Origin of the sequence: Anaerospora hongkongensis (genome assembly GCF_004339805.1) — a bacterium.
GTDB lineage: Bacteria > Bacillota > Negativicutes > Sporomusales > DSM-15969 > Anaerospora > Anaerospora hongkongensis.
Genome location: NZ_SLUI01000006.1, coordinates 137,677 through 159,002 on the forward strand (window position 1 = coordinate 137,677; position 21,326 = coordinate 159,002).

Annotated in this window: 21 protein-coding genes; 20 read left to right on the forward strand and 1 reads right to left on the reverse strand. The window is 44.4% G+C overall.

The genetic code is table 11. The features are described from left to right. The first annotated feature begins 19 nt into the window (after positions 1 to 19). The 16 genes from EV210_RS10315 to EV210_RS10390 all read left to right on the forward strand — a co-directional run bounded on the left by EV210_RS10315 (position 20) and on the right by EV210_RS10390 (position 17,128). Complete coding sequence (locus tag EV210_RS10315) at positions 20 to 862, forward strand: ChbG/HpnK family deacetylase (protein ID WP_132079580.1); 843 nt, start codon at positions 20 to 22, stop codon at positions 860 to 862. 50 nt (positions 863 to 912) lie between these two features. Continuing rightward, positions 913 to 1,620 (forward strand): YqaA family protein, encoded by a 708-nt coding sequence (locus tag EV210_RS10320; protein WP_132079583.1) that lies wholly within the window; start codon positions 913 to 915, stop codon positions 1,618 to 1,620. Further along, positions 1,617 to 2,603: a lysylphosphatidylglycerol synthase transmembrane domain-containing protein gene (locus EV210_RS10325; RefSeq protein WP_132080066.1), complete on the forward strand. Its 987-nt coding sequence runs from the start codon at positions 1,617 to 1,619 to the stop codon at positions 2,601 to 2,603. The genes EV210_RS10320 and EV210_RS10325 overlap by 4 nt, the downstream gene beginning before the upstream one ends. 378 nt (positions 2,604 to 2,981) lie before the next feature. Then, positions 2,982 to 3,563, forward strand: a complete 582-nt coding sequence (locus tag EV210_RS10330) for a phosphatase PAP2 family protein (protein WP_132079586.1) — start codon at positions 2,982 to 2,984, stop codon at positions 3,561 to 3,563. Positions 3,564 to 3,837: 274 nt separating this feature from the next. After that, positions 3,838 to 4,863, forward strand: a complete 1,026-nt coding sequence (locus EV210_RS10335) for a glycosyltransferase family 2 protein (RefSeq protein ID WP_132079589.1) — start codon at positions 3,838 to 3,840, stop codon at positions 4,861 to 4,863. A gap of 14 nt (positions 4,864 to 4,877) precedes the next feature. Continuing rightward, on the forward strand, positions 4,878 to 5,783 hold the full coding sequence (locus EV210_RS10340) for an NAD-dependent epimerase/dehydratase family protein (RefSeq protein WP_132079592.1): 906 nt from the start codon (positions 4,878 to 4,880) through the stop codon (positions 5,781 to 5,783). Between the two features lie 51 nt (positions 5,784 to 5,834). Next, positions 5,835 to 7,388 (forward strand): ArnT family glycosyltransferase, encoded by a 1,554-nt coding sequence (locus EV210_RS10345; RefSeq protein ID WP_132079595.1) that lies wholly within the window; start codon positions 5,835 to 5,837, stop codon positions 7,386 to 7,388. Between the two features lie 25 nt (positions 7,389 to 7,413). Next, the gene (locus EV210_RS10350) at positions 7,414 to 9,063 is read left to right on the forward strand and encodes an ArnT family glycosyltransferase (protein WP_132079618.1); all 1,650 of its coding nucleotides are present in this window, start codon (positions 7,414 to 7,416) and stop codon (positions 9,061 to 9,063) included. Positions 9,064 to 9,099: 36 nt separating this feature from the next. Then, the gene (locus EV210_RS10355) at positions 9,100 to 9,792 is read left to right on the forward strand and encodes a response regulator transcription factor (RefSeq protein WP_132079621.1); all 693 of its coding nucleotides are present in this window, start codon (positions 9,100 to 9,102) and stop codon (positions 9,790 to 9,792) included. After that, a complete protein-coding gene (locus tag EV210_RS10360) occupies positions 9,773 to 11,068 on the forward strand; it encodes an ATP-binding protein (protein ID WP_132079624.1) in 1,296 nt (431 codons plus the stop codon). The genes EV210_RS10355 and EV210_RS10360 overlap by 20 nt, the downstream gene beginning before the upstream one ends. Positions 11,069 to 11,122: 54 nt before the next feature. Further along, positions 11,123 to 11,341 carry a hypothetical protein gene (locus tag EV210_RS10365; RefSeq protein WP_132079627.1) on the forward strand — a complete coding sequence of 73 codons (219 nt, stop codon included), beginning with the start codon at positions 11,123 to 11,125 and terminating at the stop codon, positions 11,339 to 11,341. Positions 11,342 to 11,532: 191 nt separating this feature from the next. Beyond that, positions 11,533 to 13,188: a putative polysaccharide biosynthesis protein gene (locus EV210_RS10370; protein ID WP_416333991.1), complete on the forward strand. Its 1,656-nt coding sequence runs from the start codon at positions 11,533 to 11,535 to the stop codon at positions 13,186 to 13,188. Positions 13,189 to 13,206: 18 nt separating this feature from the next. Next, positions 13,207 to 13,638: an EamA family transporter gene (locus EV210_RS10375; protein WP_132079630.1), complete on the forward strand. Its 432-nt coding sequence runs from the start codon at positions 13,207 to 13,209 to the stop codon at positions 13,636 to 13,638. A gap of 61 nt (positions 13,639 to 13,699) precedes the next feature. Beyond that, the gene (locus EV210_RS10380) at positions 13,700 to 14,518 is read left to right on the forward strand and encodes an undecaprenyl-diphosphate phosphatase (RefSeq protein WP_132079633.1); all 819 of its coding nucleotides are present in this window, start codon (positions 13,700 to 13,702) and stop codon (positions 14,516 to 14,518) included. A gap of 71 nt (positions 14,519 to 14,589) precedes the next feature. Next, positions 14,590 to 15,747, forward strand: a complete 1,158-nt coding sequence (locus tag EV210_RS10385; RefSeq protein ID WP_132079636.1) for a phosphatase PAP2 family protein — start codon at positions 14,590 to 14,592, stop codon at positions 15,745 to 15,747. A gap of 514 nt (positions 15,748 to 16,261) precedes the next feature. Then, positions 16,262 to 17,128 carry an AraC family transcriptional regulator gene (locus EV210_RS10390; protein WP_132079639.1) on the forward strand — a complete coding sequence of 289 codons (867 nt, stop codon included), beginning with the start codon at positions 16,262 to 16,264 and terminating at the stop codon, positions 17,126 to 17,128. A 164-nt stretch (positions 17,129 to 17,292) separates the two neighbouring features. Here EV210_RS10390 and EV210_RS10395 read toward each other — a convergent pair whose 3' ends face one another. Beyond that, on the reverse strand, positions 17,293 to 18,261 hold the full coding sequence (locus EV210_RS10395; RefSeq protein ID WP_132079642.1) for a carotenoid biosynthesis protein: 969 nt from the start codon (positions 18,259 to 18,261) through the stop codon (positions 17,293 to 17,295). A gap of 212 nt (positions 18,262 to 18,473) precedes the next feature. Between EV210_RS10395 and EV210_RS10400 the strand changes: the two genes are divergently transcribed. From EV210_RS10400 to EV210_RS10415, 4 genes are all read left to right on the forward strand, one after another. After that, a complete protein-coding gene (locus tag EV210_RS10400; RefSeq protein ID WP_132079645.1) occupies positions 18,474 to 19,097 on the forward strand; it encodes a class I SAM-dependent methyltransferase in 624 nt (207 codons plus the stop codon). A gap of 155 nt (positions 19,098 to 19,252) precedes the next feature. Beyond that, complete coding sequence (locus tag EV210_RS10405) at positions 19,253 to 19,789, forward strand: ECF transporter S component (RefSeq protein ID WP_132079649.1); 537 nt, start codon at positions 19,253 to 19,255, stop codon at positions 19,787 to 19,789. Positions 19,790 to 20,024: 235 nt separating this feature from the next. After that, positions 20,025 to 20,372 carry a cupin domain-containing protein gene (locus EV210_RS10410; protein WP_132079652.1) on the forward strand — a complete coding sequence of 116 codons (348 nt, stop codon included), beginning with the start codon at positions 20,025 to 20,027 and terminating at the stop codon, positions 20,370 to 20,372. Between the two features lie 236 nt (positions 20,373 to 20,608). Next, the gene (locus EV210_RS10415; protein WP_165898866.1) at positions 20,609 to 21,295 is read left to right on the forward strand and encodes a Crp/Fnr family transcriptional regulator; all 687 of its coding nucleotides are present in this window, start codon (positions 20,609 to 20,611) and stop codon (positions 21,293 to 21,295) included. Positions 21,296 to 21,326 lie beyond the last annotated feature (31 nt).

Genomic DNA, 21,326 nt, shown 5'->3' on the forward strand with positions numbered 1-21,326 from the left:
GCAAAGAGTAGGTGATTTTTTGAAACAACTTATCGTTAATGCTGACGATTTTGGACTGCATGAGTTAATAAATGATGGTATAGTGGAGGCTCATGTTGCGGGATGTGTGACCAGTACATCCATTATGGCGGGCGGAGACTCCTTTGAACATGCAGTTAGATTGGCTGGAAAACATCCGAAGCTTGGTGTTGGCGTGCATCTGACTCTGGTTGGAGCACGTCCGATAGCACGCGGCGATATTCATACACTGGTAACTCGGAAAGGGGACTTCTTTCCAAACTATGGTCAGTTCGTTAAGAGATATGTTAGTGGTCAAATTGCTAAAGAGCATATAGAATGGGAACTTCACTGCCAAATGCAGAAAGTGGCAGGTACAGGGATTAAGATTACGCACATCGACAGCCACCAACATCTGCATGTCCTTCCGGGATTGGCCAAAGTGATTAGTCGGGTTGCTAAAGAGTTTAATGTTAATAAGATAAGAATACCGGCGGAACCTATAAGCTTTCTGGGGATGGGATTTCCTGATATAAGCCGGTTTTTTGCAAAAACAGCTCTTACAGGCTGTTCGTTATTGGCGAAAAGCATATACACAAAGATGGGCTTTTTGTTTCCTCAGCATTTTTTTGGCATGTTGGCAGGAGGCACTATGAGGCAATCATCTTTGCTTCATATTTTAAAAGAACTTCCAGAGGGGATATCTGAAATTATGGTGCATCCGGGAAAAGATACACAGGCACTGGAGCAGTCATTTCCATGGGGGTATCACTGGCAGGAAGAACTAGAGGCCCTAAAGTGCAAGGAAGTCTTAGAAAGTATAAAAAAGCACGAAATTCAGTTAGTAAATTACCGTGAGATCTAAAATATAGACTGGCGGTATACAACATTATTTAACCAGTAAGGAGAACTATCATGGAGTTTATTATACAATATCTTAATCATTACGGGACTGTCGGTCTGTTTGTTATTGCTTTCGTGGAATCCATATTTTCTCCCGTATTGCCAGACCTTTTACTCATTCCGATGGCAATTGCCAATCCACAAAATGCTATTTATTATGGCATGGTAGCTACAGTTGCTTCTGTACTTGGTGGATTGATTGGCTATTCTGTCGGAAAAGCGTGGGGACTTCCGGTAATTAAGCGCTTCATACCATTACATTATATTGAAGAGATGCGGCTACTAGCCGATAAATACGGAGCTTGGGCAGTATATATCGGTGCTTTATTACCGATACCCTACAAAGTAATTACACTAACCTCCGGCATGTTTCACGTCAGACTCCCCATTTTTATCCTGGCATCCGTTATAGGTAGGGCCAAAAGATTCTTATTGGAGGGGGTCTTGATTTACTATTTCGGGCCAAAAGCGATTGCAATGCTGGAAAATGCAACTTCTATGGGAACTGTTGCATTAGTAGTTTTCGTCTGTATTGCCGGGGTATTACTTTTCGTTAAGTTTAAAAAAACAGGCGGCATTGTGAGGGGAGCAAATTCAATTAAAAAGAACAGTTCCGACCTAGCCACCGAGGATGCAGATGGTGCAGACGACGGGGATGAGTTACAGAATTGCGCCGTGATCAAAAAACAATCAAAGCGCAAGAGAAAGGAACACCGATGAACTATTATAAACGAGTAGTCCTGCTGTTTTTCTTCATAATCGGTGTATCGGGAGCGGTTATCTATTTAACCGGGGATATCAGTATGTTTGGCCATTTAAGTGCTTTTCGCCCCTGGTCAATAATGCTGGCTTTTCTTTTTTTAAGCTTAGGCATGTATTTTGACAGCACTCGTTTAATCACTCTGGCAAAAATGGCAGGAAAGGAGATCAGCCTGTTTCAGTCATTGCAGGTGATATTGAGCAACTATTTTCTCGCCATGTTAACACCGGGAGCGACCGGCGGGCCGGTCGCTCAGGTTCTTTTCCTCCGCAAACTGGGGATGCCGACAGGACGAGCGACAGTATTAGTTCTCGTTCGGACGATTTTATCTATTCTGTTTTTAATCATCTGCCTCCCCGTGGTATTTTATTTGGATGTAATCCTAATCCCCTGGGTGCAGCCGGAATTTGTAAGTATAGTAGTGGTTGCGTTGTTGGGAATTATGGCAGGCAGTGCATGGGGAGTGCGCACCAAAACGATGGCGCGTGCCGTTTTATGGATAGCAAAGCGGGCAGCAAAGCCACTGCGTCGTCGTATATGGAGGCTGTATCGTGATATCCAAGCTTCAATCGGTTTGCTTTTGTCTTCGCCACGCGGTATGGCACGAGTGTTTATTGACACCGGCTTAAGCCTGTTATCTTTGTATGCAATCGTTCCCGCGCTTTTTCTTGGCTTGGGCATTGCCGTGGACTGGCCAATCATTATAAGCCGAATGATTATCTTAAATTTATTGCTTTATTTTGCTCCGACACCAGGCGGGACGGGTATTGCGGAAGGTGGCTTTGTTTACCTATTTGGCAATTTTGTACCGGCTGGCACGGTTGGCCTTTTAGCTGTTGTCTGGAGAATTCTTGCTGAATATTTACCTTTTGCTGCAGGCATGTATTTTACGTTTAAAATGTTTGGGGGCAAGCTTCTTATGGCAGAAAAAAAGATTCGATAGCTTTACGTTTCAAAGTGATTTCCAGGCATAGAGAATCAAAGCAAGAAAAAAATGTGTAAGCAGTAACAGCAAAAAGGCTCATCCATCTTTGATCAAAGAATGGATGAGCTTTTAAATTATCTACTGGAAGTTTCCTTTTCATAGTATTTTCAGATTGACTTGTTACACTCAGCTTGACAGGTTGTAGTATCGAAGCCAACAGTCTAGCAGACCGCCGTGAGCAATTGAGACTCGGCTATTAATCAGCCGGGTCTCAATTGCTCATTGCTTACAAAGGCAGAGAGCAGAGTCTAATGTTTTGATAGAGTTTTAAATCACTCATTATGCTTGCCGTCATCAGGTACAAAAATTTCTTAGTAGTAATGGAGGTGCAATTGCATGAATTCAATGAAGCTGAGGCAAGTCGGCTTTCGCTTAGCAGTTGAACTGTCTGTCATTATAGGTGCTTTTACCATTGCCTTGGTCTACATGTTTGGACAAACCGATGATGGACAACTGTTTCATTTTGCTACCCAGATTGGCGGCATTGGCAACAATATTTTTTTACTGGCCACAAATGGAATCATTTTTGTCTGGGCCTGGCGCCAAAAAATGCCTGGCATTATTGGTTCGACGCTGGCTATGGATGCGGGTGTCTGGCTGATTGTTCAGTCGATCAAACTGATACCGTTTGGTGAGTGGGCGCTAAGGCCCAGCGGTGTGGGCGGCGGTTTTCCCAGCGGTCATACCACGCATGCCTTTGCAATGGCATTTACGATGACAACTCTGTTCCCTCGTCTGCGTTGGCTGTGGTACACTTGCGCCGCTATCATCGCCTGGTCGCGGGTGGAGGCTGCCCGGCATACACCGCTGCAGGTGACAGCCGGTGTCTTCCTTGGTGTTGCCATCGGCATGATCTTTATTCAATTCTTGTTGAAAAAATATGCCGACGTGGCGCGAGCTACGGATAACGTATTCTAACGCTTTTGTCTGGCCATGATTTTGACTATTTCGGGGGAGTTGCTTGCACAGCTATTCGCTGCTCCAGTTACTCGCATTCTTTTAAATTTATTACGTACAGCCTTTCCTTTTCATAGAAATTTCAGATTGAATTGTTACACTCACTCTGACAAATTAGACAAGCAATATCCGAAGCCATTTTAACCCCCACACTTTGCAGATGTAAGTTGGTCGTGTAGATCAAACAGGCATTTGAATATACGTTTTGATTTTTTACGGATAGGCGGAGATGAAAATGAAACTAATCTCAGTAGTTGTACCTGTTTTTAATGAGCAAGAGAACGTGAATGTGTTCTATCAAGAAGTTTGTAAGTATATGGAGCCTTTGGGCTATTCCTATGAGTTAATTTTTATTGATGATGGTTCCAGTGATGATACTGCAGTGATTCTCGACCAACTGACAAAGCAGGATACAAAGGTTAAGGCGATCCTTCTGGCGCGCAATTTTGGGCACCAGGTGGCCTTAACCTGCGGGCTTGATTATGCCAGGGGGGATGCGGTGATCACTATGGACGGCGACCTGCAACATCCGCCAGAACTGTTGCCGCTTTTGCTGACGAAATGGGAAGAAGGTTTTGAGGTCGTGCAAACCGTCCGCGTAGATACAGCTGGCGTCTCTTGGCTAAAAAAAGTTACTTCAAACATGTTCTATCGGTTAATCAATACTATGTCCGATGTTCATATCGTGGAAGGCGGGTCAGACTTCCGGCTGCTTGATAGAAAAGTTGTTCAAACTTTTCAGTGTTTTAAAGAGAAAGCCCGATTTATCCGAGGGATCATTGGCGATATGGGGTATCGGCAAGCACAGGTGGAATTTGTGGCACCCGAGCGATTTGCCGGCAAGTCCAAGTTTTCGCCCAGGAGGATGATTTCTTTTGCCCTTGACGGTATTACGGCATATTCAAGACTACCCCTGCGCTTTGCCTTTTATCTTGGCTTGCTTTTTGGAGTGTTAAGTTTTGGCTTGACTCTGGATGTGGTGTACACGAAATTGTTTACCACAGATGCTGTACCGGGGTGGGCCACGATCGCAGTGAGCATATTGACGCTTGGTGGCATCCAACTGGTAGGACTAGGGATTATCGGTGAGTATGTTGGACGCATTTTTGAGGAGGTTAAGCAGCGGCCATTATATTGGGTCAGCGCTGAACTTCAAAGTGACACAGAAGCCACCGCTTCTGAAAAGGGCAATGCCCGTGGTAGATTGCAATACCCACTACACAATGGAAGATACTTACCTAAAATCAACTTACGACATTGAGAGGGGGAAGAAAAATGAAAGTGTTAGTAACAGGAGGAGCCGGTTTTATCGGTTCACACATTGTCGATTTATTGCTTCAATCGGATATCCAGGTAACTGTTCTGGATAACTTGAGTACCGGAGCTTTTAGTAATATCAATCCAGGAGCCGCATTTTTGAAAAAGGACATTCGGGATGAGGACCTTAAGAATTTGCTGGTCAGAGAGCGGTTTGATTATGTTGTTCATCAGGCCGCCCAAACAACGGTGGCTAATTCTCTGGAAGATCCTTATTACGATTGTGATGTGAACATTCGTGGGTTAATTAATCTGCTTGAGGCAAGCCGGTTATCGGGAGTAAAGCGGATTGTTTTCGCATCAAGTGCAGCCATTTATGGCGATACTGCCGTTTTACCAATTCATGAGGACTGCAAGAAACGACCTGTTTCTTTTTATGGAGAGAGCAAGTTGACAGGGGAACATTACCTGAATTTATATTATGAAAACTTTGGCTTGGAGTATGTTGCACTGCGCTATGCCAATGTGTATGGGGAGCGTCAAGGCGACAGCGGTGAAGGTGGCGTAATCAGCATATTTTTAAATCGGTTGATTGCCAGTCAGGGATTAACCGTTTACGGCGATGGAAAACAGACTAGGGACTTTATCTATGTTAAGGATGTAGCGGCTGCCAATGTCCGAGCGTTATTCTCACCGGCAGCAAATAGAAGCTATAATATCAGCACGATGAAGGAGACCAGCCTTCAGGAGTTGATTGAGCTGTTGATTCAGATCTCTGGAAAACGGCCTGAGGTGATTCATGATGCAGCGCGTAACAATGATATACGACAGTCGGTATTGGACAATCAGGCTGCAGTTAATGAACTCCAGTGGCAGCCAGCCTATACGTTAAAGGAAGGATTATGTTCAATGCTGCGTGTTTAGTAACACTGAAGTTGAAGAAGTGGAACAAGCTGGAAAGGGACTATTGATACTATGATAAATAAAAAAATTTGGCTCTCGATTGCCCTGATTGTATGTGTAGCCGGCATACTCATGTTTTCCTTTCTGGGAACGCATCCCTTGTTGGACCCGGACGAGCCTGTGTATGCCGAGACAGCTAGAGAAATGCTGCAATTCCAGGATTTTATTTCTCCCCGGATTTATGGCGATTTTTGGTATGATAAGCCGCCGATGTATTATTGGCTGGTGGCAGCAGCATTTAAGATTTTTGGATTTGGTGAATTTGCCGCCCGTTTTCCTTCCGCTTTTCTCGCAGTAAGCGGAGTTGTTCTTGTCTATTTAGCGGGCCGAAAACTATTCAATGCGCGGGCTGGCTTGCTGGCCGCCCTAGTGTTGGCTACCAGTCTGGAGTATTTCTATCTCGGCAACGCCGCTGTCACCGATATGACACTGACCTTTTTCCTGACGGCGGCATTACTGGCATTTTTGCACCGGAAATATTATCTGTTGTATGGATGTACCGCACTCGCAGTAGTGACAAAAGGTCCAATTGCCCTCTTTTTTTGCGGTGTGATTATTACCTGGTATCTACTCGTAACGGGCAACTTAAACAGAATAAAGACGATGAAGGTGGTTAGAGGGAGTGTACTTTTTGCGCTGATTGCTCTGCCATGGTATGTGGCGATGTATTCTCTCCATGGCATGGCCTTTATTGACACTTTTTTAGGTTTTCACAATGTAACTCGTTTTTTGCAGCCCGAGCACGCATCAAGCGCAGTCTGGTATTACTACATTCCGGTGTTAATCCTGGGTTTCTTCCCATGGTCTGCATTCTTAGTTCAGGCCTTTTTGGCAGGGGTCAAAGAAAAGGGAGAATGTCGCAATACCTGTGTCTTCCTGGTTACATGGGCGTCGGTTGTATTTTTGTTTTTCTCGTTATCCCAGACAAAACTTGTCTCATATATTTTGCCGATGTATCCTCCGTTAGCGTTATTGACCGGTTATTATTTCGATAAAATTTGGGCAGAGAAGCGTGAGCGGGCGTTAAAATACTCGGCCGGTGTTTTTGGAATAGTCACCTTACTCTTGATTGTTGGCTTGGTTTATGCCGGAACAGTGGTAGCGACAGAACTGATGGTTTCAGTCGAGGTCCTGGCAGTGATTTTAGCTGTACTAACGGCTGTTGTTTTGTTACAGAGCTTTCGCCGGAACTTTCGCGCTGTCTTTATCACCCAGGTACTGGGAGCAATGCTTTTTTTCGCTGTTTTAATGACGCAGGCCCTGCCCATTATTGCGCCTGCGCTTTCGGTAAAATCGTTTGTCAACGAGTTTAAGCAGCACTATGATGGACAAGCTCCGGTTTATGTTGAAAAATTTTACCGACCCGGCTTTATGTACTACAGCGGGATAGCGGGTACGGAGCTAAGCCAGGAGAATTTGGAGGCAGTTACAGCCAGCGAAAAAGACACGGCGTATTTGGTTATGAAAAAGAAAAAGTATGAGAAACTGCCCCCGGAAATGCAGAGTAAGCTTCGCCTGCTTGTTGTTCAAGAGGATAAAATTCTTTTAATCCATGAAGACAAGTAGATGCTTTTAGAAAGGATTTATGGCAATGAAAACATTCGATGACGTAAGCGACTTCGTAGCATCCCCCAAAATGTATTGGGTCATATTTCTGATTTCGTTTTTGGGCTATATGTTTTTTAATCAGGCCATACCCATCACCGATCCGGTGGAATCGAACTATGCGCTTACAGCGAAAGAGATGGTGCTGACAGCGGACTGGGTGTCACCAAGGATTTATGGAAATGTCTGGTTTGATAAGCCAGTATTTTTCTACTGGCTTACGGCCATAGCCTTTCAAATTTTTGGTTTTTCTGAATGGGCAGCACGTTTAATGCCAGCATTGTTTGCTTCTGCAGGATTAGTGTTGCTATACTGGTTTACAATCAAAACAACAACGCGAAGAACAGCGCTTTTGGCCATGATGATTATGGGAACATCCTTCGAGTATATTCTGTTGGCAAAGCTGGTTATTACTGATATGGTGTTCTTTGTATTTAATTGTGCTGCCCTGGGATTTTTTTACCTGGGGTATGTAAAAATGGATGGCACTAAGCGATGGTATCTGGCAGCCTATGTCAGCATGGCGCTAGCTGTATTGACCAAAGGACCGATCGGTGCTTTGCTTCCTGGTCTGGTTATGCTGCTGGTTATCATGCTGCAGCGCAATTGGTCGGAACTCAAAGCAATGTTTCTGCCGACAGGCGTTTTGCTTTTTACCATTGTGGCGCTGCCCTGGTACGCTTCCATGTATACCTTGCACGGTATGGAGTTTATCAATAACTTTTTCGGTGTTCATAACTATCTTCGGGCAACTGTTTCCGAACACCCAAAGGATAATGTGAGCTACTATTATCTTGGCGTATTTGTGCTCAGTATGCTGCCTTGGTCGGCTCTGGCCATAAAAGCTTTGATCCAAGGATGCAAGGACTTGCGTTCCCAGAAGTCTCCACTGCTGTTATTCCTTTTCCTGTGGATAGCCGCTTATTTCGGATTTTATTCACTAATGGCGACTAAATACCTGACTTATACGTTTCCCATCCTCTTTCCCGTGGCAATTCTAACGGCTATTCAACTTGAACGAATGCTTACGCAAAATAAAGCGTCAGCAATTTTCTACTGGATAGGGGTTCCAATGGCGCTGCTCATGTTTGTATATTTGATTGCAGCTTATCGCTATCTGACAGGGTGGGAACTTAGTTTGGCTATAGTCAGTCTAGTACTGCTTCTGGTATTCAGCGCGTGGAAAGCAAGAAACCGGACTGCGGTCGATGTTTTTAAATTGCTTTGTCTGTGCCAAATAGGATCATATATCATTCTTTCCCTGTTTATATTTCCTACCATAGCGGATAGCCGGTCTGGAAAAGGGATGGCAGAAAGTATGGTCGACATTGGAGCGGAGAAGATAGGGATGTACCAGTTTTACAGCACTTCGGCGGTTTTTTATAGCGGCAAGGTCGCAGTCAAGCTTACGCCGTCGAGCAAAGTGTCTTCACGTCAGGCGGAAGCGTTGGACTGGTCAAGCAAATACACCATGCCGACCCAGGAAGTAGCTGATTTTGGGGCGAAGCCCCCATCCGATCGTCTGATCATTGTGGAGGATAAGCAAAGAGACCAGTTTCTGTTGGAGGCAGCTAAGTTTAAATATCAATTGTTAAAAAACAGTGAAGACTTTTCTTATTATTTAATTACGGAATAAGAGGCGTCGCTGATGCTGGATAAGGAGGGGATCTAGATGAGAGTATTACTAGCCGAAGATGATGCAAAGTTAGGAAAGTTAATCAAGCATATGCTGGAAAAATCGGGGGTCCAGGTTGACTGGGTGCAAAACGGGGATATGGCGCTGGAGTACGCGCTTTATGACCCTTATGATGTAGTCATCTTGGATTGGATGATGCCCGGTCAAACCGGCGTTGCCGTCTGTGATCAACTGCGTAAACGGGGTTATCACGGCGCTGTTTTGATGTTGACAGCAAAAGACGCTGTTGATGACCGGGTGCTGGGGTTGGATACGGGAGCTGATGATTACTTTGTGAAGCCATTCGAGTTTGCGGAGTTGTTTGCCAGGATACGTGCTTTAGCTAGGCGCAGTAGAGTGAGACTAGAGGACGATATTTTGCAGGTCGGCAACTTAGTCTTTAATGGTCTGACACATTGTGTGCGACGGGGCGATACGGAAGTACAGCTTACCAGTCGCGAATTTCAACTGCTCGATCTGCTGGTCCGCAATCAGGAGCGCGTAATTCCTCGTGAAGTTATTTTAGAGAGAATATGGGGATTGGAAAACGATGTTTCTTCGAACAACCTGGATGCCTATGTACGTCTGTTACGGCGAAAGCTGAGTCCTTTTGAGGATGTTGTCGTCATACAAACTATTCGGGGCGTTGGCTATAAGCTGGAGGTTCAAGATGTTTACGCAAATTCGTAACAGGTTAACTCTTCGGTATGCGATGGTTATGATGTTGCTGATGATGGCGTTTATTGTTACAAGTTCTGCTGGTCTGCTCTGGATTCTTTATCAGGAAGAACGGCAGGACCTTCGGTCTTTCGCGGAAGAAGAGGCCAGAGAACAAGCGGGGATGTATAAAGAAAAGACTGGCTTTTTTCAACTGCCATCGAAGGAAACTGAGGATCTCGACCATGGTGCAAAGATTTTTTATTATGTTTTTGATACCAATAGCCAGTTGGCTGCTTCCGAGGAACCATCACATGTAATTCGGGATGGTGTGCTACGTATTATCCACAATTGGGACGCAGCGGATGGAGAAGCTAAGCTGAAGAAATTTCGTCTTCCTAATGGAGACAGAGCCGTAGTCATGTTATGTGGCATGAAAATATACGATGGCTCCCAACTGCTGGGCACTGTTTTTGTGGGGGAAGATATCAGCGCGTATTATCACATGCTAAAAATGCTATTAATTATGATGGTGATACTCTCCCTTGTTTTTCTGATCATTGCTGCTTTTGCCGGACACTTTCTGGCAGGGAAGGCAATGGTTCCCATTAAGCAAGCTTTTTCCCGGCAACGTGAGTTTGTCGCTGATGCCTCTCATGAACTGCGTACTCCGCTTAGCATTATCCAGACTTCCGTAGAGGCGGTGCAAATTGATAATGATCAAAAGCTATCGCCATTCTCTACTCAAGTGCTTGATGACTTGAAAAATGAAGTCCGCAGGATGACTAGACTTGTTAACGACTTATTAACTCTCGCAAGGGCCGATGCTGGAGCAACCAATATTATAAAAGAGAAGTTCGATTTGATTGCCGTGGCAGAGCCGCTGATTCGTTCAGTACAACCGTTAGCGGCGATGAAGGGGCTTACTTTGGCAATGAGTGGTGATGAACCGCTTCCTATTATGGCCGACCGCGAAAGAATAAGCCAACTGCTTTTGATTCTGGTTGATAATGCAATTAAATATACGCCTGCCGGCGGCAAGGTGGAGGTTTCGCTCAAAAGGACAGCAACTCCGAAAGCAGCAGTTACGATTGCCGTGCACGATACGGGGGAAGGCATTCCCGAAAAAGACCTAAAGCTAATCTTCGAGCGGTTTTACAGAATCGATAAGGCAAGATCGCGGGAAGAAGGTGGTACTGGCCTTGGACTGTCTATTGCCAAGTGGATCGTGGATGTCCATGGCGGAAAAATAAAAGTGGAAAGCACCCCAGGGAAAGGAAGTTCCTTTATCGTTAGTTTACCGCAGTAATATATTCACCTATTTTTAGCCCTTGAGCTAATCAATAAAAGGAGGAAATTAACTATGATCAAATATCTTGCTACTCAAGTCCAAAATATTGTGCTTGCCCACAAAAAGAAATTGTATGGTATCGTAGTGCTGGCTGCCATGCTTGGTATATTTGCTGTTGGTGCACACGTCATGTTTCAAGTACGCGGAGTGGTTACAAGTGTTGGCAACAATAATATTACCGTGGCCAATTTCTTTAGGACTCAAACAGTGATCTTTCCGGGTCAGCGGTAAATATCGCTGATATTAAAATCGGAGACAAAGTGAAGGTTCAGAAGAATCTCTACGGTAATATTCTTTATGCCCGGATTGCTTCGGACAAAGACCGCGCACATGATGATGATTAACAAGCCTATAGTAAAAATGCGAAAAGTAGGCTTGGCAATTTAGTGGAACAATGTAACTAATGCGTCATAGGAGGAGGTATGATGTCAGATTCCTATGAGGTAAATAGCAAAACGAGGACTGAGAATGTGAAGGAGGAAAACAGCCAACAAGAAAGCAGGGGCAGCCAATTTTTTAAGGGCACGCTTATCCTGACAGCCGCAGGCATAGTGGTTAAAGGAATCGGCAGTCTAAACTGGATTTTTTTATCCCGCGTATTGGGTGGCGAAGGCATTGGCATTTATCAAATGGCTTTCCCGTTATATCTTTTGGCTTTAAGCATTTCGTCTGCTGGCATTCCGGTGGCTATCTCTATTATCACCGCAGAAAAAGTAGCTTATCGGGATTACCGGGGTGCTACTCGCGTTTTTCATCTGTCTTTCATTCTGCTAATTGTTACCGGTCTCGTCCTAAGCTTGTTGCTTTATTTTGGAGCCGGTTGGCTGATTGAGCAGCGGATCATTCGCGACCCACGGGCGTACTATTCGCTTATTGCCCTGTCGCCAGCGATATTTCTGGTTACCCTCATTTCCAGTTTTCGCGGCTATCTCCAGGGATGGCAGCTCATGACGCCGACGGCCGTTTCACAGATTGTCGAGCAGCTCTTTAGAGTAGCCGCCATGCTCGTCTTTGCCAGCCTTTTACTGCCCAAGGGCTTGGCGTTCGCCGCCGGCGGCGCCAGCCTGGGAGCCGGTGCGGGGGCAGCTGCTGCCCTTGTAGTACTGGCTTACTATTATCTCCGTTTAAAAAGGTATAGCCATCCAAAGATCCAAACCGAGGCTGTGCCAGTTCACCAGGAAAGAGGCGCGGCTCTTATCCGGCGTATCGCGAAGCTGGCGTTGCCGGTGTCATTGTCAAGCATCATGCTGCCGCTGGTGGCAAACCTAGACCTACTGGTTGTGCCGCTGAGGCTGGAGAAGGCGGGGTATTCGGTCGAGCAAGCGACTGAACTGTTTGGCTATTTGACTGGTATGGCTGTGCCGTTGGTTAATTTAGCGACGCTTTTAACCGCCGCTCTGGCTACCAGCCTTGTGCCTACGATTTCTCGCGTCCATTCGCTTGGTGCAAGTCAGGACATTTTTTATCGTACAGCTGGTGCCATGCGGCTAGCTAATATCGCAACAATTCCTTTTGGCGTGATGCTATGGGTGTTGGCTAAACCGGTGTTGAGCGTAATCTACCACGCTCCCGGCGCGGCTGAAGCCACTCGGGTACTGGCGGGCGGCGTATTCCTGCTTGGCATTCACCAGGTTACCACGGGTGTTCTGCAAGGATTGGGACGCACGTCAATTCCGGTGATTAACATGGGAGTATCCGCTCTGGTTAAGGTTGTTCTCAACTGGACACTCACAGCCATACCCGCTCTCGGTATACAGGGGGCTGCCTGGGCAACTTTGGTTGATATCGGTATTGCAGCCGCCTTGAATTTATATTTCGTCCACCGTTATACCGGCTTTTTTCTTAATGCCGGTGACTTATTAAAGAATATCGGCGCGGCGATAGTCATGGGAGGAGTGATGTATTTTTTATATGATCCGCTGGTAGCCATAGCGCAGAGTGAATTGTTGGTAATTGGGTTAACTGCGTTAGGCGGCGGCCTCGCTTATGGGGGAATTATGATTGTTACCGGTGGCCTCACCAAGAGAGACGTCGAAAGGATTCCCTACATTGGCGCTATTCTAAAAAAGTGCTTGTAGTATCGTAGGGGGATGAATATGGAGAAGCTTTGGCTAGTATTCGGATTGTTATCCGCTATCATGGCGGCGCTAGTAGCGGTATTCGGCAAAATCGGCTTGCAATCGGTTGATGCCAATACCGCCACGGCTATCAGATCAGTCATTATGGCGGTTTTTTTGATTCTAGTTGTTGTGTGCCAGGGGAACTTAGCGGAAATCCCGGCAATCATCGCTGATAAAAAAGCTATAACCTATATAGCCCTTAGTGGTGTTGCCGGAGCGCTGTCCTGGTTGTTTTATTTTCTGGCCCTCAAATTCGGCAATGTATCCCAGGTTGCGCCCATCGATAAGTTGAGCGTTGTAATCGCTACTATCATAGCCGTTAGTTTATTGGGGGAAAAGATCAGTATGCTAGGTGGTATCGGCGTTGCTTTGATTGCGTTGGGGGCGGTACTCGTGGCGTTGGGGTAATTTGTTCTTCAGATAAGGAAATACTTCGTGACTATTTATTAAAAGGGAGCGTGACGTAGGTATGTTATGGCATATTGCAATTACTCTTGGAATTGTGCAAGGTATTGGCGAATTTTTGCCTATATCCAGTTCAGCGCACTTAATTCTTACACGTTGGTTTTTTGACTGGGACCCTATTATTCAGTATTTAGGTGAAAACACGGATATAGTCTTAGATGTGGCCCTCCATGTAGGAACACTAATAGCAGTGTTGATCTATTTTTTCCGGGATTGGCTGCAACTGCTTACACATGGTCTATCTAAGGGGATGAAGACGCAAGAGGGGAAAATGTTTTGGTATCTCGTGGCGGCTACCATTCCCGGAGGGATCGCGGGACTTGCTTTGGAATCAGTGATTGAGCATTTTATTCGATCGCAGATACTGATTATTGCGGCGGGTATAGCGGTTATGGGTATTATTCTTTACTATGTTGACAAAAAAGCAACTCAAATCGTTAGTTTTGAAGAAATCACTTTTAAACAGGCAATTTTGATTGGCGTCGCCCAGGCGTTGGCCTTAATTCCTGGAGTATCCCGTTCAGGAATTACGATGACTACAGGACGATTGTTAGGCTTTACACGGGAAGCGGCCGCCAAGTTTTCTTTTCTATTGGCCACGCCGATTATTGCTGGGGCAGCATTAAAGCAAGCTCCTGGCATCATTCATAACATTGCCAATCCCTTGTTTTTGGTTGGAGCCATCACATCAGCTATAGTAGGTCTTATCAGTATTAGTTTTTTGCTCAAATACCTTCAAACACATAATTTTGCTATATTTGCAGTATATAGGTTAGCAATAGCGGCACTCACAGTTATCGTCTATGTAGTCCGGGGAGCATAGATAAACTCATGATTAGTTAGGCATAGTTGCTACATTATATTATTAATCGATATCGGGAAGGGGGAAGCGCTTTGCGGGGAAAATCATTAGTCATTACATTACTTCTAATCTTCCTGTTAAGCATACAGGTTCTTGTGACTGCGAATAATGATAGGGACGATGAGCCACCAAGCATTTTTTCTCATAAAGACATTCAAATTGAGCCCCATCACCAAATTGAAAGGCTCTTAGTATCAAGTGCCAATGCTGTTGTCGCGGGAAGGATAATGGAAGGGGCTATAATCGTCGATGGTAATTTGACTGTCTTGCCTGGTGCAGAGATCCACGGTAAGATCATTATACTGGGTGGACAACTTACCAATTACTCAGGCAATGATTTTGAGGAAGTTCCATGGGTCGTTTCTCCTTCGAAATCGCCATTTACCAGGATTGTCCTTGGTGGACTAATGCTTCTTGTCGTTGCCAGTCTTATTGTGATACCGTATTTGTTGTGGCTGATTTTTCATTTTGCAAGCCGTTTCCCGACCTTCGTGCATATTAAAGATCGTCTACTAGAAATACGGAACCGGTGGCCCTTTTTTTACATAGCCATAACACTTGTTGTCAGTGCGGCCATGCTAATTCTGTTTGGGGTGCTTGCTTGGAAGACCATATTCCGACAAGCGACTGGAATATTTGATAGTGCTTTTATCGGGCTGATTCGTTATTTTGCGAGTTCTGAATTAGATCGAATAATGATAACAATAACGAATCTTGGGTTCGGTTTTTCCTACGGAGTTATAGTGTTTATTACGATCTCAACATTAGTTGCCTTGCGACGTTGGATTGAGCTTAAAGGATTGACCATTTGTCTATTAGGTGGATCTGCTTTAAATGAAATGTTAAAACGCGTGTTTGAACGTGCCCGGCCGGAAGCTTTTCAAATAGTAGCTGAGTCAGGATTTAGTTTTCCGAGCGGACATGCAATGGTATCGTTATGTTTTTATGGCATAGTAGCTTTTCTTATTGTTCGAAAGCGATCTTTGCATTGGCGTATTGCGGGAGCTATTATTGCGGTGCTATTGATATTAGCCATAGGAATAAGTAGAATTTACTTGGGGGTTCATTACCCAAGTGATGTCATAGCGGGATATGTCGCTGGCGCAACTTGGTTAGGTTTCTCTATTTCATTAATCATGTGGTGGGAACAAGAACGCGAACGAAAACAGAAGGATAGTAAGATTACATAAAAAATAACCTGATAAGTATCTTTGATATGGAATAATAAAGGAAAAGGCCTTAATTGTGTTTTCTTTTCATACCTTATGTTAACTCGATGCACGTGGAGTGTGTGGCAAAGTTGATAAGAAAACACATCCCATGAAGCCAGGCGGATCCTGGATTCATGGGATGTGGGAATTGTGGAATATGTTCTCTCGGAAGTAAAAAGAAAAAATGCAATATATTTCCAACTATAGTTTATGGAGAAAAAGGTAGCATAAAAGCCGGCCACAGTAAAGGGCGGTGACATAGGATAACAAGCACCGGTGCCGCCGTTTGAGGTGGTATCGGTGCTTGTTCTTTATTGTTGAATTATCGACATGATTAGTGAAATTATGCTTCGTGATAAAATGTATGCATGAAATGAAAAAAGCTCACAATTAAGATAGTTTACCTCTATGGGATTCGATATTTTTTACATGCAAAAGTCGAGTATTGCCAAAGCAGCTTTGATATGATGTAGAAGCGAAGGGAGGGATGGCTATGCTACAAGAACTTAACCGCGCCGTTGAGTATATCGAAGAACATTTGACTGACGAGCTGGACCTGGAAGAGATATCTAAATATGTCGGAATCTCAGATTATCACTTCAGGACGGTATTCTTTTATCTTGCGGGAATGACATTGAGTGAGTATATAAAAAGCAGAAGGTTGTCGGAAGCCAATAAAGATTTGCTGATGGGGGAAAAAGTTACGGACATTGCTTATAAATATGGCTACTCGTCAATGGATGGCTTTGCCCGGGCATTCAAAAAATGGAGCGGCTTTTTGCCCTCGGATGCAGCCAAAAAAAGAATCAGCAAGCCCTTCCCCAAACTTTCGTTTGTCATCACAATCAAAGGAGGAAATACGATGGAATGTAGAATCGAAGAAAAACCAGCGTTTTATCTGGTTGGTGTAAGCAAGCGAGTTCCCATGCAATTTGCGGGCGTCAACAATGCGATTGTAGAGCTTGCAATGAGCATTACAAAAGAGCAAAGAGAAGAAATGCACGCGCTGCAAGACATAGAGCCTTATCAAGTCGTCAACGCCTCTTATGAAGCAGACGCCGGCTTTTTGAAAGAAGAAGGCGAGCTGACCCATCTGATTGGCGTACTGACAACAAAAGAGGATGTAAGCGACCGATTGGTGAAAGTTCCGGTAGAAGCCTGCGTCTGGGCAGTTTTTCCGAATGAAGGGCCGTTTCCTTTCACTCTACAAAATACCATGGCGCGAGTCTATTCCGAATGGCTGCCCACTTCCGATTATGAGGTCATTAACATGCCTGCTTTTTCCTTTTCAAAAATGGATGAGCATAAAAAGGATTACGCTTACAGCGAAGTTTGGACACCAGTTCGGAAGAAAAAATGAATTTGTTTGTATAATCTGCTTTTGCAACAGAAGGCGTTAAACGGTGAGAAAAAATCCTCACCGTTTATTGTTTTGTTATACCAACACACACCACACATTCTACACAGGCAGCAAGCCCTTTCATCTTGCTTATTGAAATATTTATCTAACTTGTTGGGAGTTCTTCATTCTTTGTGGAGTAACTTTTTACTCAAAATATAAATTCCACTCCAGCCTAACAATAATAACACCTGTGCCAGGACAACAAGCCATAGTATCTCCATGTACCCACCAATCACACAAAATAAGGTATTAACCAAAGGAAAACCCAGGAAAGTAAGCATGATAGGAAAATCTTTTTTATAATTCAAAGAGCTAACAACCCTACGATCCCAGAACTTGACGAAGGCTAACGCTAAAATTCCCACTGAAATTACAGAAAGAGAGAGCAACATTACCCATTGCATATCAGATGTTCTGGTGAAAAATGGTCCCATATAATTAAAGAAGTTGGATATAGGTGAAAGCAAACAAGCTAGAGAAAGAATTGCAGCCAAGAACGGATATATATAGCCAATTAGATTACTATAGCCACTCTTCTTATGCCACCATTCACCGATTAAAATAAATGCAGTCCAGTATCCGGCTATATAGATCCATCCTGTAAAATTCATGACAGGTTCCCCATATATGACAGGTTCTCCAGGGAGCGGGTAATAACCCCACCTGCCAATGACTCCTTCCGAAGTTTGAAAAATCTGTTTTACTGCGACTGGATCCAGTGAAAAGTCAAAAATCATAGCACTAAGGCCAGCAATGAATGGTTTAGTCCATGACGGTATATTTATCGTCTTCAAAACACGTAACGTTGAGTAAACGATAAGAAACTCGATAATTGGAACAGTTATTGGCACATTGAATATCATTAGGATACTGTTCCCATATGAGTAAAAACCTTCTTTCCCCATAGATCCCATAAATACAGCAACGTTTTCAAAGACCGAGGCGTAAAAAAAGACAAAGCATACGAACTGCATTAATACAATCTTTGGTCGCTCTTCGTTATCAATTATATAAAAAATCATTAAAGTGGCAATAATTAAAACTAAAACATCTTGAATTATCCATACAGGAACTAGCGTTATATTTCCCATTGTGTTACCTCCATTTATAATGATCATCGAGTTGAACCGTTCAATTATATTATAATGACACAGTATTACCATAAATTACCTGCTGTATCCATTCCGATTCACAGTATCAACACACGTGGAATGCTGCTGCCTTTTGGCGAGAGCAGAAAGACTTGATGATAAAGGTAGCTAAGAGTTTTTTGATGGAATTTTAGATCAGGGGAGTAATGACTATGGGCGACAACAAAGAATTTTGGAATCGGTATTCCGGGATATATGACTTCGTGATGAATTGGTCTAGCAAAAAGGCATATGAAGAGATGTATCATCTGATGTCGGAAGTGTTAAAAGCTGATATGCGGGTCTTGGAAGTTGCCACGGGAACTGGGTTAATTGCGCTTGGTATAGCTAAATTTGTTCGGCAGGTTGAAGCAACAGACTTTTCCCCGAAAATGATTGAAACCGCAAAAAAGAAAGCTGCTCCGTCAAATGTTACGTTCTCCATCGAAGATGCTACTGCCTTATCCTTTGCGAAGGACTCGTTTGATGCGGTCATCATTTCCAATGCCTTGCATATTATTCCAGACCCTGTAGCAGCACTTGTAAATATCCACAGGGTACTGAAACCCGGTGGATTACTGATAGCACCAACCTTCTCGCATGGACACCTAGAAAACTCAGACAGGAATCTGAAGGCCAAAATACTAAAACTCTTGGGATTTGAAACTTATTCGAAGTGGACACCGGAGGAATATATTGGGTTTATTGAGAAGAACGGTTTTGCTGTTAGACGACGGAAAGTATTAAGCGCCGCATTTCCGCTTATTTATCTTGAGTCTGCTGCTCTTTTCCCATAGGTCGGCCAGAGAAATCTTCTCAGCCGGCCTTCGTATGTTTACCATGGTACTGAAAACTGTACCTATTCAAAAATATCAATCTGAATATTTCAAAGGGAACAATCCTGGGTTATACTATATTTGTGATTTAAAAAATAAAGGTAGGAGAAAAAGATATGAAAAAACAAGCTTTCAGCCAGACAAAACAACTGGCCTATACCGCGTTAGGCATTGCTCTCGTATTTACTTGCACATCTTTTGTCAATCTTCGTCTTCCTATTGCCGCCAATGGCGGACTGATTCATTTGGGAAATGTACCGCTTTTCCTTTTCGCCATTCTTTATGGCCGCTGGACCGGCGCTCTGGCCGGCGGTATTGGTATGGCCCTGTTCGATGTAGTGGGCGGCTGGTTTTTGTGGGCTCCATTTACGCTGGTGATTGTCGGCCTGATGGGATATACGGTCGGGGCAATTTGTGAAAAGAATCGGAGTTTGACGGCGTATATCCTGGCCTTAGTGGCCGCTGGCCTGATTAAAGTAGTGGGTTACTATGGTGCCGAAGGTATTATATATGGAAATTGGGTGGCACCACTGACCTCTATCCCCGGCAATTTAGTACAGATCGGCGTGGCGGCGGTTATCGCCCTGCCGTTAGCGAAAAGGCTGCGAAAATATGTGGCTGCGCCGGAACCAAAGGATACGGTGCTTTCCTGACATTCCTGACATAAAAAAGAGCGGGGGACAGGTTTTTACCTTGTCCCCCGTTTTTGGCTTTTATTTCGTGAAGGATGATATGAATTGATGCTTTTTTATATGGGGATCCGGCAATTTCCATGGTAGAGCGCTGAACCCATTATTGGCTGAGAGTCAAAAATGTCCTGGTGGCACCGTTATATATGCCCCAATTCGGGGATATTAAATTTGAAATTAAATTAAGGAGGGTTTACCTGTGAACAAGTTTGTTTTTCATGATTATTTCCAGGAGCCTAAGAAAAAAATCGCTAAGCGGATGATTTTCAAAAGCGATAATGCAATTGCCTTTATACTTAACATTGCCAAAGGGGCAATACTGCCGGGGCACACACATCTAGAATCAACGCTTTTCCTGCAGGTAATGGAGGGTAAGGCCAAGGTTGTCACAGATGGCAATGAAACCTCGTTGCAGGTGGGAGAACTAATGCAGGTTGATGGGCAGGAAAGCCTGCAGGTTATAAACAGCGGCGAAGATGTCCTGCGCCTTTTTGTCACCATTTCACCAATGGGCACGGAGGCCTTTGCAACAGATGCAGATATATAACAGAGCCAGAGGGACAGGTATACTGATGGGGTCAGGCTTGACTTATTTTGATAATTGACTTATTGAATCAAGCCTGACCCCTACGAAAAAATGCCTACAAACCCAAGAAAGGGGTTTATAGGCATTTTTTTGTCTACCAATCATAATCGTAAGTGCAAAGCTGGCGACGACAGACGCAGGAATTAAAGTATGGAAAAGGGAATCATCCGATGAGAAAAACTTTCCAGGAGGCTGCTGTGGTTAATTACACAAATCTGTATAGCCCCAAAGCTTATGTTACGCTGGATGAAACCGAGTATAAGCTGGTTCAGCAGGTTGCTTATCCCTGTAAGCTAAAAACGGGCCACACCGTTTTCCGGGAGGAAGATGCGGCCAATTATATCTACTTTATTGAAAAAGGTCATATAAAAATTTACCGGAATACTCTTTGGGGCAAGACGGTCACTGTCGGGATTCGACAGGCCGGCGATCTGATTGGTGTCTGTGAGGTGCTTAATGGCATGTCGCGGCGCGGTTATGCCGAGACTCTAGAGCCCGCGGTGCTTTGGGCTATTGACGGTCAGGCTTTCCGCAAAATCCTGCAGGAAAGGCCGGGAATCGCGGTTAAAGTCGCTACGGCGCTTGCCAACCGCTTACGGCAGGTTGAAACAATGGTCGCGGATATGGTTTCCATGGAAGTAGACCGGCGTCTGGCCCGGGCGCTGGTGAATTTGGCCAGACAGCAGGATGCCTCTGACGAAGACGGGAGTATTCGCCTGAGTTTGCCGTTGACGCAGCAGGAGCTGGCGGCCCTTGTCGGCTCCTGCCGCCAGACAGTAACAACAACCATGCAGAAGCTGAAAGACCTGGGCTTCATTGAAACGAATAAAAAATACATCGAGATTTTGAATATAAAGGGACTACAGGATTTTATTGACCGATAAATTACTTTATGTCAATAGTTTTCTTAATATT